The sequence below is a fragment of the Nostoc sp. genome (genome assembly GCF_036917355.1).
Taxonomy (GTDB): domain Bacteria; phylum Cyanobacteriota; class Cyanobacteriia; order Cyanobacteriales; family Nostocaceae; genus Nostoc.
In genome coordinates, this window is record NZ_JBALDP010000110.1 from 1 (window position 1) to 12,973 (window position 12,973).

The 12,973-nt window shown below is 42.8% G+C and carries 12 protein-coding genes; 10 read left to right on the plus strand and 2 right to left on the minus strand.

The annotated features are described in order from the left end of the window. The first annotated feature begins 494 nt into the window (after positions 1-494). The 7 genes from V7K53_RS32525 to V7K53_RS32555 all read left to right on the plus strand — a co-directional run bounded on the left by V7K53_RS32525 (position 495) and on the right by V7K53_RS32555 (position 6,241). Positions 495-1,016: a phycocyanin subunit beta gene (locus tag V7K53_RS32525; protein ID WP_289795183.1), complete on the plus strand. Its 522-nt coding sequence runs from the start codon at positions 495-497 to the stop codon at positions 1,014-1,016. Positions 1,017-1,112: 96 nt separating this feature from the next. After that, positions 1,113-1,604 (plus strand): phycocyanin subunit alpha, encoded by a 492-nt coding sequence (gene cpcA / locus V7K53_RS32530; RefSeq protein WP_012411562.1) that lies wholly within the window; start codon positions 1,113-1,115, stop codon positions 1,602-1,604. A 696-nt stretch (positions 1,605-2,300) separates the two neighbouring features. After that, the gene (locus tag V7K53_RS32535; RefSeq protein ID WP_335186148.1) at positions 2,301-3,113 is read left to right on the plus strand and encodes a phycobilisome linker polypeptide; all 813 of its coding nucleotides are present in this window, start codon (positions 2,301-2,303) and stop codon (positions 3,111-3,113) included. Positions 3,114-3,287: 174 nt separating this feature from the next. After that, positions 3,288-4,157, plus strand: coding sequence for a phycobilisome linker polypeptide (locus V7K53_RS32540; protein WP_334895560.1), 870 nt, complete (start codon positions 3,288-3,290; stop codon positions 4,155-4,157). Between the two features lie 82 nt (positions 4,158-4,239). After that, the gene (locus V7K53_RS32545) at positions 4,240-4,497 is read left to right on the plus strand and encodes a phycobilisome linker polypeptide (RefSeq protein WP_334836266.1); all 258 of its coding nucleotides are present in this window, start codon (positions 4,240-4,242) and stop codon (positions 4,495-4,497) included. After that, entirely contained in the window at positions 4,497-5,342 is an 846-nt protein-coding gene (locus V7K53_RS32550) for a HEAT repeat domain-containing protein (protein ID WP_335201607.1), read from the plus strand. Before V7K53_RS32545 ends, V7K53_RS32550 begins: the two co-directional genes overlap by 1 nt. A gap of 170 nt (positions 5,343-5,512) precedes the next feature. After that, positions 5,513-6,241 (plus strand): HEAT repeat domain-containing protein, encoded by a 729-nt coding sequence (locus tag V7K53_RS32555; protein ID WP_335201608.1) that lies wholly within the window; start codon positions 5,513-5,515, stop codon positions 6,239-6,241. Here V7K53_RS32555 and V7K53_RS32560 read toward each other — a convergent pair. Together V7K53_RS32560 and V7K53_RS32565 are read right to left on the minus strand one after the other, a co-directional pair. After that, entirely contained in the window at positions 6,217-6,378 is a 162-nt protein-coding gene (locus V7K53_RS32560) for a hypothetical protein (protein ID WP_335201609.1), read from the minus strand. The two genes, V7K53_RS32555 and V7K53_RS32560, sit on opposite strands and share 25 nt — an antisense overlap. A 20-nt stretch (positions 6,379-6,398) precedes the next feature. Beyond that, a complete protein-coding gene (locus tag V7K53_RS32565) occupies positions 6,399-7,049 on the minus strand; it encodes an HD domain-containing protein (RefSeq protein WP_335201610.1) in 651 nt (216 codons plus the stop codon). Between the two features lie 249 nt (positions 7,050-7,298). On the opposite strand from V7K53_RS32565, the gene V7K53_RS32570 reads away from it, so the two are divergent. The 3 genes from V7K53_RS32570 (at position 7,299) to V7K53_RS32580 (ending at position 12,926) form a co-directional block, all read left to right on the plus strand. Then, positions 7,299-8,669 (plus strand): protein kinase domain-containing protein, encoded by a 1,371-nt coding sequence (locus V7K53_RS32570; protein WP_335201611.1) that lies wholly within the window; start codon positions 7,299-7,301, stop codon positions 8,667-8,669. 269 nt (positions 8,670-8,938) lie between these two features. Next, a complete protein-coding gene (gene pruA / locus V7K53_RS32575; protein WP_335201612.1) occupies positions 8,939-11,911 on the plus strand; it encodes an L-glutamate gamma-semialdehyde dehydrogenase in 2,973 nt (990 codons plus the stop codon). A 568-nt stretch (positions 11,912-12,479) separates the two neighbouring features. Next, positions 12,480-12,926: a GNAT family N-acetyltransferase gene (locus V7K53_RS32580; RefSeq protein WP_335201613.1), complete on the plus strand. Its 447-nt coding sequence runs from the start codon at positions 12,480-12,482 to the stop codon at positions 12,924-12,926. The last annotated feature ends 47 nt before the right edge of the window (positions 12,927-12,973 follow it).

Here is a 12,973-nt window from a genome sequence, read left to right on the forward strand (position 1 = left end):
CTGTGAGGCTGCTAGAGTATGGCATTACTACTTTATACAACTTTTGCGCTCACTTTACTTCAACACAGTAAAAGATGTCAAATGGGTTCTATAAGACATAACTACAAAGTGACAGTAACTGCGACACCTATTGTCCTCCCACGAGAGCAGCGCTCGGCTCGTAAACTAAAATAGAGTCCAAAATATAAAGTTATGTAAATAAATTTCACAAACATAACAATAATTTGTAATAAATTATGATGCGGCAGCATTGTATAAAGAGAACTTGGAAGTAAAAAACAACATCTTAATCAGGTTTTCCAGTCGTTCATAGAAGTTTGAAGTTTTTTAACAAAAGTTTTAATCTGAAAGCCTGGAGATCGTAAACTTATTTCTTGGGTGTCTGTTTTAAACCTTTCGTAACTCGTCAGGCAGTGCTGACATCAAAAATCAACTGAACCATTCAGTTTTGAGTCCAATTATTCTTAACCAAGCAAATTAGGAGATTTAACGCAATGGTTTTAGATGCATTTGCAAAAGTAGTTTCCCAAGCTGATACACGCGGCGAATATCTCTCTGATGCACAATTGGATGCATTGAGCGAACTAGTCAAAGATGGTAACAAGCGTGCAGATGCTGTTAACCGTATTACCAGCAATGCGTCAGCTCTTGTTGCTGCTGCGGCTCGTGATTTGTGGGCAGAACAACCCCAATTGATCACTCCCGGTGGTAATGCTTACACCAGCCGTCGTGCAGCTGCTTGTATCAGAGACTTGGACATCATTCTTCGCTATATCACCTACGCTATCTTTGCTGGCGATTCCAGCGTGCTAGACGATCGTGCGCTCAACGGATTGCGGGAAACCTACTTGGCATTGGGAACTCCAGGAGCTTCAGTTGCTGTTGGTATTCAAAAGCTGAAACAAGCTTCTTTGGCAATTGTCAACGATACAAACAATATCACCAGAGGCGATTGCAGTGCTTTGGCATCTGAAATAGCTAGCTATTTCGATCGCGCTGCTGCTGCTGTAGCTTAAGCAAAGCAAGCATTGCTGATGTTGACTAAATAATTGTCCTGTCTATAGGACAAAACAAAATTTCAACCATAACGTTTGTAAAAGGGAAATACCAAAATGACAAAAACACCTCTAACTGAAGCAATTGCATCGGCTGATTCTCAAGGACGCTACCTCAGCAGCACCGAAATTCAAGTTGCTTTTGGTCGCTTCCGCCAAGCTCCTGCTAGCTTACAAGCAGCAAAAGCATTGAGCGCTAATGCTCAACGCTTGACCGAAGGTGCTGCTCAAGCGGTGTATAACAAGTTCCCTTACACCACTCAACAACAAGGCCCTAACTTCGCGTCTGATGCGCGCGGTAAAGGCAAGTGTGTACGTGATGTCGGCTACTACTTGCGGATTATCACATACGCTTTAGTTGTTGGTGGCACAGGCCCCTTGGATGATTTCTTGATTTCTGGCTTGGCTGAAATCAACCGGACTTTTGATCTTTCTCCTAGCTGGTACATTGAAGCTCTCAAGTACATCAAAGCTAACCACGGCCTCAGCGGCGACCCAGCTGTTGAAGCAAATTCCTACATCGACTACGTAATCAATACTCTAAGCTAGAGTGTTTCTTTAGCCCGGAGAGGAAATCAGCTCTTATGACAAGTGAGTTCTATGAGTTGTTTACCTCTCCGGGCAGTTTTTTAAGAAAAGCTAGCTGAAAACCCTGGAGAAAGAGGAACGTAGTTCTGTATTTTTTGCTTTAGAACAGGGATGAAAGCTGCCGACGTAGCACGGTATTTGCTACAAATTTGGGAAAGTTCACAACCCAGTGCCTCTTTTAAGCTACTGTCAATTGGCACAATATTTTTGCCAGTACAAGATTTAAAAACCTACCCTCTGACTGGGGGAAAGTATACGCCCGAAATAACGTAAGGAGATATCACTACGCCCTTGTGGCAGATGTGGTGAGGCAGCGAGCGCGATCTTCTCCCTTTTCTTACGAGACGCTACGTGTTCGCGGAGTGTTCCGTAGGGAAGGAAAGACGCTAGCGAGTCCGCGTCCCCTATTGAGGAAGCAAGCTATGCGTAGTGTCTGGCAAAGAGAGAACGTCTGGAGGTTTCTACCCCATGAGAGACTGCTAAACCGATAGGGTGAGCCTGGGAACCTGTGGAAACAGGATATTAAGGCAGTTATGTCTTAAAAATCGCCTTACTTTAGGTAAGGTGAGTGTCAATTTCAAAAAGACTGTTAAAAGACTAGAAAAAATTTTCTAAAAAGTTTTCAGTTTTGCAGTTAAAACTGAGGAGGTTTTAAAGATGGCAGCTTTGGGACAAGCAGCAAGATTAGGGATTGGAGCGTTTGAAAATTCAGCTCCAGTAGAACTACGCCCTGATAGAACAGAAGCCGATGTAGCAGTGGTTATCCGGGCGGCTTACCGTCAGGTTTTAGGTAATGCATATCTACTAGAAGGAGACCGTCTAGAGAGTGCAGAATCACTGTTGCAGCAAGGTGCAATCACCGTTAGGGGATTTGTGCTAGCCATTGCTCAATCAGAACTCTATCGGGATAAGTTTTTCCACTCCAACTCCCAAACTCGGTTTATCGAGTTGAATTATAAGCATTTATTGGGGCGTGCCCCAGAAGATGAGTCAGAGATTTCGTACCATGTTGAGCTTTACAACTCAGAAGGTTACGAAGCTGAGATTAATTCTTACATTGACTCATTAGAATATCAAGAGAGTTTTGGCGAAAATATTGTCCCTTACTATAAAGGCTTTAAAAGTCAAGTAGGACAGAAAAATGTTGGCTATAGCCGACTGTTCCAACTGTATCGGGGTTATGCCAATAGCGATCGCGCTCAAGGACAAAAACAAGGACGCCTCACCTGGGAAGTGGCTAAGAATCTAGCTTCACCCATTTATCCAGTCTCTGCCGGAGCCTTAACTGGCCTCTCTACAGGTGGTCGTGGCGAAACATACCGGATCAGAGTGCTACAAGCAGCTTCCCCAAACTCAACTGTAGTAAGGCGCGGTACTGCGGAATTGATCGTACCCTACGAGCAACTTTCTAGTAAATTGCAGCAGTTGAATCGCAAGGGCAGTAAGGTTATTAGCATTACAGCCGTATAAATAGGGAATCGGGGAATTAAGTGAGGAGTTAGGAGTGAGGAGTTAGAAGTGAGGAGTGAGGAGTTAGAAGTTATGAGTTTTAAATTCCTAACTATATCCCTACCCTTAACTCCTAACTCTTACACTCCTAACTCCTAATTTTTCCAACTACTAATTACAAAAGGAAAATTACCAATGGCTATTACAACAGCAGCTTCCCGTCTGGGAACAGAACCTTTTAGCGATCAGTCTCCTGTGGAATTGCGTCCGAATGCAACCAAAGAAGACATTGAGAGAGTAATTTCTGCCGTCTATCGTCAGGTGTTGGGCAACAACTACATATTGGCATCAGACCGCCTGACAAGTGCTGAATCTATTCTGCGCGATGGCAAAAGTACAGTCCAAGAGTTTGTGCGTCAACTAGCTAAATCAGAACTGTACAAAACCAAATTTTTCTACGACAACTTCCAAACTCGCGTCATCGAACTGAACTACAAACATTTGTTGGGTCGTGCCCCTTATGATGAGTCTGATGTAGTCTATCACTTAGACTTGTATCAAACTAAGGGATATGAAGCCGACATTGATTCTTATATTGATTCGCCAGAGTATCAATCTAGCTTTGGTGAAAATATAGTGCCTTACTATCGTGGCTTTAATACCCAAACAGGACAGAAAACTGTCGGATTTAGCCGGATATTCCAACTTTATCGCGGCTATGCCAGTAGCGATACCTCCCAACTCAAAGGCAAATCCTCCCGTCTTGCTAGCGAATTAGGCCGCAATAGCGCATCCATCGTTGTTCCTCCCTCTGGTGGCCCATCAGGCTTTTCATACGTTGCTTCTGAAAAAGGCGTTACCCCCAACAGCACTTTTGGTGGTGCGGGAACCTTCGGTAAAGAAGGCAGACTTTACCGCATTGAAGTAGCAGGTGTTTTTGGAGCTGGATATCCTAGCACACGCCGCGTCAATCAAGCCGTGGTTATACCTTATGAAGAACTATCTAGTTACTTCCAGAGAGTGGTAAAACAAGGTGGTAAAATAGCTAGTGTGAAACCACTTTAGTGTCATTTGTCAATAGTCATTAGTCATTAGTCATTATTAAGGACAAAAGACTAATGACAATTTAAAATTGGGAATTAATTTTATGGTTGGATCAATTAGTAGTAGAACGAGTAGTCGCTACTTTCGGTATGAAGTAGTAGGTCTGCGCCAAAGCGAAGAAACTGAAAAAACCAACTATCCCATTCGTTCTAGTGCAACTGTGTTTTTCACAGTACCTGAGAACCGGATGAATCAAGAAATGCAGCGGATTACTCGCTTGGGTGGCAAAATAGTCAGCATTCAGCCATTGAACGCTGAACCTAAAACAAATAGCGAACAAAGCGATCCTCCTTCTTCATAATGAATTCTAGTCCGCAGAAATTTGAAGATTTATCACCGACAGGTAACTCTGGCGATGGTGAATCTTTAACAGTAGAGCAAGCGATCGCTAATCTTCAGAGTGCAGATTTAGGTCTGCGATTTTATGCTGCTTGGTGGTTGGGTAGGTTTCGGATATGTGAAGCAGCTGCGGTTACAGGATTGATTAAAGCGTTAGAGGATGAAGCCGACAGAACACCAGAAGGCGGATATCCTCTGCGGCGGAACGCAGCTAGGGCTTTAGGAAAACTAGGCGATCGCCAGGCAGTCTCACCTTTAATTGCGTGTTTAGACTGCTCAGATTTTTATGTCCGGGAAGCAGCGGCACAATCCTTAGAAATGCTGGGCGATCCGGTTTGCATTCCCGCCCTAATTGAGTTATTAGAAGTAGGTTTGCAGGGAGGGCAGCTAATATCAAAGCAGCCTGATTTATCTCAACCCTACGAAGCCATTTTAGAAGCCTTGGGAGCCTTGAGAGCGACTGAGTGCGTCCCCTTGGTAAAACCATTTTTAGAGCATCCAATCGAATTGGTGCAATATGCTGCCGCACGAGCGATGTATCAATTAACCCAAGAACCAGTTTATGGAGAACGGTTAGTCAAAGCTCTGGCAGGAGAAAAATTGCAATTGCGTCGAGCAGTGTTAGCAGATTTGGGAGCAATTGGCTATCTACCCGCAGCAGATGCGATCGCCGAAACTCTTGCTGAAAATAGCCTGAAGTTAATTTCTCTTAAAGGATTACTAGAACATCAAGTTAAGCACACAGCAACAAGCACTTTGTCAGATGGTGCGATTAAAGTGATAAATTTGATGGACTCGCTATTGTAGTTATAATTTACCAGGCATTAGTCGTTATTAATACGCTTAAATCAATTGTTGATCGCACATAAACCCCTAACATAACTGCAAGATAAGGGCTAGGGGGTTTATGTCTGATGTCAACTACGGAGGACTTAAGCTACAATTGGCAGATCCCTAATGACTGATGGCAAATTATTATGAATAACAGTGACCTTGCTCAAATATTAATTCGTGCTGTGGAAGAAGCAGACTCCTCGGATCGCTTATTAGACGCAGTTCAGGAGTTAGCGGCAGCTGGTATAGAGGAATCTGTTCCCACTCTGATTGCAGCTTTGGGCTACAACAATCCAGGGGCAGCAGTGGCAGCAGTAGATGGACTAATTGCGATCGGCGAAGTCGCAGTACCGTCACTATTGGAACTAATTGATGACTACAACTACAGTGCGAGAGCCTGGGCTATTCGCGCCTTAGCGGGAATTGGTGATGTCCGGGCGCTGGATACCTTGTTAGAGGCAGCAAAAAACGATTTTTCCTTAAGCGTGCGGCGAGCTGCTGCCAGAGGATTAGGCACTTTGCGCTTGCATCAACTACCTGCTGAGAAAGCGGAATCTGTTCAGATGCAGGTATTAGAGGCACTATTACTAATTTCTCAAGATCCAGAGTGGATAGTGCGCTATGCAGCAGTGACGAGTTTAGAAACACTAGCGATCGCTATAGCAGTCACTTTACCAGAGCAAGCATCGCGGATTACAAATCAACTTCAGCAAATACTTGATACTGATGCCGATGTGGGAGTTCGCACCCGTGTAAAATTTGCACAGCAAAAAATTCAACAGCAACAACATCAAGAAATATTTGCACCAAAAAGAAAGCTAGAAGATACTGAAGTGTCTGAAATACCTCATCGTGGTGGTGGCAGACGATAAATCACCAGACACCAACCGCGCTTGCGGTATGGTGTTAGGTCTCCCAATTCATCGGGGATAGCCTTCAGAACTCCTTGTTTTATTGGTCTTACATTCGCTTCTCCGATGGGGAGTCCTGGTTCCCAAGAGGTTCCCAAGACTTTAAATTTTTGTAAAACTAACCAGGCGATAAAGATTGAATTTCTGCCTGGATATTGCCACGAGCAGATGGTTCGGCAAACTCTGACATTAAAGGCGTAAAATAAATACGCGATCGCTGTAAAAATCGTTCTAAAACCTGCTGACGACCTGTAATATACTCTGCCTCTGCCACCCAGCCATATTCCTGACGAATAGCATGGGCGTATTCTTCATAATCAACTGAGTTAGTAGCCAAAATCGCTAAATCTGCATCAAGTAAGACTTGGCTATCATAGTCATTTACCGCAGCTTGGTGGTCTTTGGTGTTCAGAATCAGACGGGTGACAGTAGTTATGATACTTTCTGGAATACCCAAATTACTCAGCAACTCACAAGCATAGTCTGCACTTCGTTCTTCGTTATCTTTAGCTTCAGTGTCATACACTACATCGTGAAACCAGGCAGCTAGTTGAACAGCAGCTAGGTTGTTGGTGTAGCCTTGCAAAACCTCAATTGTGCTGAGGACGCGATCGATGTGTTTCAGTGTATGGTAATAGCGACCAGGGGTAGAGTAAGCTTCAACCAAGAGATTAAAGGTTTTCTCAGCCGCTACCTGGTCAACGCCAAAGGGTTGGAGTGTGTGTTGCCAGCTATAAAATAAAATATCCATAAAATTTTCTGTAGGCATAGAGGCAGTATACCCATTCTGAGTATTGGAAAAAATAAGTACATACTGTTAAAACACCAGTAGAAGACTTCCAGCAGCGACAGGTAAAAGTTTTATGTGGGGTTGTGGGTGTTTTCTTTTTCATCAAGATTTGTAATCAGTATTCAACCGGATTTAATCTCAGAAAGTTTGCGGGATATGAGTGGTTCACCACTGTGATATCTGATACAGGGAAGTTATGATCGTGGGCATTAATTTTTTATTGTTCAAATGCCAGCTAAAATCATCCTTACCGTTATTCAAGGACAATTATTAGGACAGCAATATATTTTTGATTGCCGCAGTAGCTGCATAATCGGTAGAAGTTCAGATTGCAATCCTCAGTTACCAGATGATGAGAATCATCGGGGCATCTCCCGCTATCACTGTCTACTAGATATTAATCCTCCTGATATTCGGGTGCGGGACTTTGGTAGTAAAAATGGCACTTACATTAACGGTAAAAATATTGGACAACGCCAACGAAATCAAACGGCTGAAGAAGCTGTAAAATTTCACTTTCCAGAGTATGACTTACGAACAGGCGACGAAATCAACTTAGGTCACACTGTCTTTAAAGTTAGTATAGAAATACATCAAGACGAAGTAAATCTACCAACCTTCATCCCTGACGATGTTACTGTCAAAAATAACCCAGTACAACAGGCTTATTTCTTAGACATCATCAAATACTTTCTGAATTTGGCTGAGAGTGGCGATCGCAACCTCAAAGCAATTAGCGGTTATAATCTTGTCAAACTTCTCAGCACTAGTGAATTCGGGGAAGTTTATTTAGCACAGCATAATCAGTCTGGCAAGTTCATAGCCTTAAAGGTCATGTTACCAGCAGTGGCGGCGAATGACTTCGCTGTGCAGATGTTTCTCCGGGAGACGGAAAACACTAAGGCTTTGCAACATCCTCATGTAGTGCAACTGATGGATTGTGGCTTCTCGGAAATTATCTTCTTTTTTACAATGGAATATTGTGAGAGCGGTACTGTATGGGATTTCATGCAACAACTGGGTGGGCGATTGTCTATTGATATTGCTATACCGATTATTCTGCAAATTTTAGACGCTTTAGAATATGCCCACAATGTTGAACTGCCTTATGTCAAACTGGCTGATGGTAAGTTTGGCAAAGGTAAAGGTATAGTTCACCGCGACCTCAAACCGAGTAATATTTTCTTGACTAAGATTGATGGAAAACTGGTGGCAAAAATCGGTGATTACGGCTTATCTAAGGCCTTTGACTTGGCTGGTTTAAGTGGCCAAACTTTGACTGGTACTCAAGCTGGTACTCCCGTTTTTATGCCGCGACAACAAGTGCTTAACTTTAAATATGCCCAGCCGGAGGTAGATATTTGGGCAGTTGCGGCTTGTCTCTACAATATGCTAACAGGTTGTTTCCCTCGCGACTTCACAGGCGATCCTTTTCTGGCAGTTTTACAGAATAATCCCATACCAATTCGCCAACGAGATGCAACAATTATGCAACCCCTAGCGCAGGTGATTGATTTGGCGTTGGTTGATAAGCCAGAAATTCACTTTAAGAGTGCAGCTGAATTTAAGCGGGCATTGTTAAGTGCGTTGTCATGGTAGAGTTTACAGCATTTTATTATCTATTTAATCTACATCTATCGTAGGGTCTTGCACTCCTACGTTCGCGGAGCATCCCGCAGGGATGGAATATTTTTTTTATTGCTAGCCCCTAGAACGCACGGTGTAAGTAAATCATTCAAAATCAATGAAATCCTTACGGTATAGTAATTACGAATTCCGCATAATGGTGACAGCTAAATGAAAGCGTCAAAATAGAAGACACAGGCTTTAGACAAAAAGCCTTGCCTTGATTAACGGAGTTATTATCAGTGGTATTACAAGTACAAACAAGCACCTACGAAGCTAAAACCCAAGAAATTGCTAAACAACTCCTAGCCGCAACGCAGGAAAATCGTTCATTTTTTTCTTCCCTGCGGGATCAAATGCGTTGGGATGATAAATTACTAGCTTGGGCAATGAGTAACCCTGGCTTGCGGGTGCAACTATTTCGCTTTATAGACACGCTACCTGCTTTGCACAGTAAATCAGAAATTGCCTCACATTTACAAGAATATTTAGGCGATGAATCTGTAGAATTGCCGGCAGCTTTGAAGGGAATGCTAAACTTTGCTAATCCCGATTCTATGCCTGGACAAGTTGCTGCTACAACCGTTGGTACAGCAGTTGAGACGCTTGCCCATAAATATATTTCTGGGGAAAATATTAAACAAGTCATCAAAACAGTTGAACGACTGCGAAAAGAAAAAATGGCTTTCACCATCGACTTACTTGGTGAAGCCGTAATTACCGAAGCGGAAGCGCAGTCTTATCTAGAACGCTATCTAGAATTAATGCAACAATTGGTGGAAGCATCGAAGAATTGGGCAGTTATTCCGGCGATTGATGAGGCTGATGGCGAACCCATACCAAAAATTCAGGTTTCTGTGAAATTAACGGCATTTTATTCCCAATTTGACCCATTAGATGCTAAAGGTAGTGAGGAGCGAGTTAGCGATCGCATTCGGATTCTCTTACGTCGTGCTAAAGAATTAGGGGCAGCTGTGCATTTTGATATGGAACAGTATGCCTATAAGGATATAACTCTCAGCATCCTGAAAAAACTGTTACTAGAAGAAGAATTTCGGCAACGCACAGATATTGGCATGACAATTCAAGCATATCTGCGTGATAGCGAACAAGATGCCAAAGACGTAATTTCCTGGTTGAAAGAACGTGGTTATCCTCTGACAATCCGCTTGGTGAAAGGCGCATATTGGGATCAAGAAACTATTAAAGCAGCCCAAAAGCATTGGAAACAGCCAGTTTACAACGACAAAGCCGCAACAGATGCTAACTTTGAAACCATCACTCAATTGTTGTTAGAAAATCATCAATATGTCTATTCTGCCATTGGTAGCCATAATGTGCGATCGCACTCTCGCGCCATTGCCATCGCTGAAAGTTTAAATGTCCCCCGCCGTCGCTTTGAATTGCAAGTCCTCTACGGTATGGGTGATAAAGTTGCCAAAGCATTGGTTGATAAAGGTTATCGAGTCAGAGTTTACTGTCCCTACGGTGAATTATTGCCTGGGATGGCGTATTTAATTCGCCGATTGTTGGAAAATACCGCTAATAGTTCTTTTTTACGGCAAAATCTCGAAAATCGACCGATTGAGGAATTATTAGCAGCGCCGATTGTCAAAGATGAAAACAACTCTTTAACTCCTCACTCTCATTTCTCTGGTGCTGCTGATACTGATTACGCCGAGGAAGAGGTGAGAAAGAAGGCGGCGCAAGCTTTCCAAAGCGTTCGTCAACAATTGGGAAAAACATATTTACCACTGATTAATGGCGAGTATGTCAATCCGCCAGAATTTGTTGATTCTCTCAATCCTTCTAATTTCAGTGAAGTAATTGGTAAAGTTGGGTTGATTAGCGTTGAACAAGCAGAACAGGCGATGCAAGCTGCAAAAGCTTCCTTTCCTGAATGGAAGAAAACACCAGCCAAACAACGCGCTGATATTTTGCGGAAAGCGGGTGATTTGATGGAACTCCGCCGCGCTGAACTTTCAGCTTGGATAGTTTTGGAAGTTGGGAAACCAGTTAAGGAAGCTGATGGAGAGGTTTCGGAAGCGATAGACTTTTGTCGTTACTACGCTGATGAGATAGAACGGTTAGACAAAGGTGTGAATTACGACATTCCTGGTGAAACTAATCATTATATTTACCAGCCACGGGGGATTGCTGTAGTAATTTCTCCCTGGAATTTCCCGCTAGCGATCGCTTGTGGAATGACAGTTGCAGCTTTGGTTTCAGGCAATTGCACTCTCCTCAAACCTGCGGAAACATCTTCTGTTATTGCAGCAAAACTCACAGAAATCTTGGTAGATGCTGGTTTTCCTAAAGGTGTATTTCAATACGTACCTGGTAAGGGTTCGCAAGTCGGCGCTTATTTAGTAAATCATCCAGATACTCATGTAATTGCTTTTACAGGTTCCCAAGAAGTCGGCTGTAGAATTTATGCAGAGGCGGCAATCTTAAAACCCGGACAAAAGCACATGAAACGGGTGATTGCTGAAATGGGCGGCAAGAATGCGATTATTGTGGATGAAAGTGCTGATTTAGACCAAGCTGTTGTGGGAGTAGTGCAATCGGCATTTGGTTACAGCGGACAAAAATGTTCTGCTGCTTCCAGGGTGATTGTGCTGCAACCGATTTATGATGCTTTTGTGCAGCGGTTGATAGAAGCGACAAAATCCTTGAACATTGGGGAAGCAGAGTTACCGAGTACACAAGTTGGGCCAGTGATTGATGCTAATGCCCGCGATCGCATCCAGAAGTATATTGAGATAGGTCGGCAATCAGCTGAGGTAGCCTTGGAATTACCAGCACCTAAACAAGGATATTTTATTGGCCCTGTGATTTTTAGTGAAGTATCACCCAATGCAGTAATTTCCCAGCAAGAAATTTTTGGCCCTGTGCTGGCGGTAATTCGGGTAAAAGATTTCCAGGAAGCGTTAGCAGTCGCCAACGGTACAAACTACGCCTTAACTGGCGGACTTTATTCTAGAACGCCTTCGCACATTCAGCAGGCGCAGACAGAATTTGAAGTTGGGAATTTGTACATCAACCGCAATATTACCGGAGCGATCGTTGGACGGCAACCCTTTGGTGGATTCAAACTTTCTGGAGTAGGTTCTAAAGCAGGCGGCCCTGATTACTTACTGCAATTTTTAGAACCACGCGCGGTGACAGAAAATATTCAACGTCAAGGTTTTGCACCAATTGAAGGAGCAGATTAAACTAACGTAAATTCCACGGCTAATATAGTGTCGGTCAATTAGCACAATCAAAACACCTCTCCCTAATTTTACTGCGTAAAACCCTCCCTCTCCGAGTCCTACGGTGTACACACATCTTGGTAATCAAGACCCAATCCTGGATTTACCCCCCTTAATCCCCCCGATGTATTGGGGGGAAATATCTGGTTCTCCCCCTTACCAAGCTATGCGTTACCCACATCTTTCTTTACAATCTTGAAACCCATGTTCTATAAGCATCTTAGACACTGACAATTTAGGCATACTTGACAAATTCGCTTTTAATCTTCTCGCTAAAACTGCGTTTTTATTGAGAATGAACAACGAACGAATAAGGGTTAGAAAAACCTGAGTCAAGACTCTCGCAAATGTTAAGAAAGATCCGGGTAATGGATAGCTTACCAAGGGGGAGTTAGAGGGGGTCAGAAAGACTTGTGTACACCGTAGCTCCGACTACCAGAGGGACAGGCTTGCACTTTCGTTCAAAGCATGGAGGGGTGCATCAAACTCACGTTAAACTACAATAGGTAGTAACCTCAAAGAGAGTTTCATGAGTAATTTAGTTATAAAAATTGCTGAATTACCTAAAGATTTTACAGCAATTAAAGCAATTAGAAAATCAGTTTTTCAAGAAGAACAAGGGGTAGATCCCGCTTTAGAATTTGATGGCAAAGATGAAATATCCGATCATCTAATTGCTTATTTAAATATGGAGGTTGTGGGTACTACCAGAATCAGATATTTGGATGATAAAACTGCCAAAATAGAAAGGTTAGCTGTTTTATCGACAGTTAGAGGGCAAGGTATTGGTAAGAAAATTATGGAAAATGCCCTACAGGTGATAGCTAACCAAAATATTACAGAAGTCGTAATTCATGCTCAAGAATATGTGAAAGATTTATATAAAAAACTCGATTTTGTAGAAGAAGGGGAAATATTTGAAGAAGCTAATATTCTCCATGTGAAAATGAGAAAAAGATTTTCTCAGTTAAAGTAAAGTTATATAGTATGCTTTTTCAGTAATTGTTTATACAAAAATGTATT